The sequence below is a fragment of the Okeania sp. SIO3I5 genome (assembly GCF_010672085.1).
GTDB lineage: Bacteria > Cyanobacteriota > Cyanobacteriia > Cyanobacteriales > Microcoleaceae > Trichodesmium.
On record NZ_JAAHHT010000502.1, the window covers coordinates 1 to 1,796 of the forward strand.

A 1,796-nucleotide genomic window follows, 5' to 3' on the forward strand; every position below is an offset into this window, starting at 1 on the left:
TATCATTGGGGAGCCAGCATCAAAGAAATCCCCACTATTCAAAGCGATCGCCAGAAAGCCTTTGTCCAAAATGCAAGAAAAGGCCACAGAGCTATACAATCAACAAAAAATCAATTATGAGAAAGACTTAGCAGATTGGGAGGCGGAGGACAGATCTACCAGGGGTAGTAGACCTCAAGAGCCAAAGCTCAGAGTATTTAGCACTGGGGACTATACCCCCGAAGGAATGAGGGAGTTAGCCCAGCACAATCCCAAAGTTTTAAGATGCTTTGATGAATTGGCCAAAGAGCAGAAGTCCCAAGGTCAATACAAAGGGGGCAAGGGTGGGGATTCCCAGTTACTCTTAGAATCCTACGATGGTTTGATGGACACCGTAGTCCGTAGAGGTAAAATTTATCCTGGTGGTGTAGTAAATCAATGTTTGCTGGGAGGGATTCAGCCGGAAGTTTTATCTGAAATTATCTCTAGCTCAGATCCCACAGGGCTTTTTGCCAGATACAACATTGCTACCTTGCCAAATATTTCTCACTACTGGGACGATGATAACGAAGTAGCGATCGATATAACGCCTCTTTTAGTCAACCTTTATGAATCAATAGATTCATTACCAGACATGACTTTTAGGCTTTCACCAGATGCTTACCAACTATTTAAGACCTGTCATAATCACTGCGAATCCCAGAAGCAGAGAGCTGATAAGCCAGCAATGATTTACCAGTATGGGAAAATGCCAGGGAAGATTCTCCGGTGGACAATGTTGTACCACATCCTTTGGTCAGTATCCCAAGGACAATCGCCTTCAGAAATCGTTGAGAAAAAATTTGTCCAAATCGCTAAGGAGCGAGCCTTGTACCAAATTTCCCAAGTCAAGGCACTGTTGTCTATTATGGATAATTCTGGACCAAGCAAAATGTTTCAGCTTTACGAGTATGCTCTAAGAAAAGGCCAGGCGATTACCCCCAGAGATGCGGTATACAAAACTCGGAAGTGCAAAAACCGGGGGGAAGCGATCGAGTTTTTTCGGAGATTAGAGGAAATGGGATATGGCCAAACTGTTACTACTTCAAAGACGATTAAATTCGAGGCATTTCCAGAAAGAGTTGTGCCCGCAACTGTCACTGAGGAACTGGAGTTTAATAACAATTCTCCAGAACCAATTGTACAAAAGGCTTCTGAAGTAAAAATTCAAGCTACCGAAAAGCCGAGTAACACAACTTCAAATTCTACTGTACAGCCGAACTTAGAAGTTACTGAAACTTCTGTTACTGAAGAATTAGGAGTATTTGAAAAAGTGAAAAATTGCCAGAGCAGAGAGGAGCTGGCAGAAGTTCGGTCTGAATATGGTAGTCCAAATGTGGGAACAGTTTACGAACTGCTGGCCAATTCCTCCGATCCAGATGAAGTACGTCAGAGTCAAAAAATTAAGCTCTGGCTATGGGAGATTAGTCTGGGGGGAGAATTGAAAGTAGGAAAATTAATTAGCCTTAAGGCAATGGGTGATGGAAGCCAGAATATTTGGAGTATCAAGAGTGTAGAGTCGGATTGCCTTTGGGTAGAGAAATCTATACGTAAAGGAGAACAACCAGAAGTTAGGAGAGTCCAGTTTGGTGATATTAGAAAAATTCACTGAGCGTGTCACAAAAACTGTCACAAAAATGCCAAATATAGCCTTTTTTTTTCTGTTTAATAGTAATTAGTCTTTCAAGACAAAGTTATAGTCCAAACCATAAAACCCAAACTAGGAAAGAATTTTAGCAGTGGGGGTGGTGGGACTTGAACCCACACGACTGTTAAGA

General features: G+C 42.1%; 1 protein-coding gene. It reads left to right on the forward strand.

The window, feature by feature from the left end:
• The coding region (locus F6K40_RS40020; RefSeq protein WP_293145838.1) for a DUF3987 domain-containing protein at nt 1-1,630 on the forward strand (1,630 nt) is incomplete at its 5' end.
• Between the last annotated feature and the right edge of the window lie 166 nt (nt 1,631-1,796).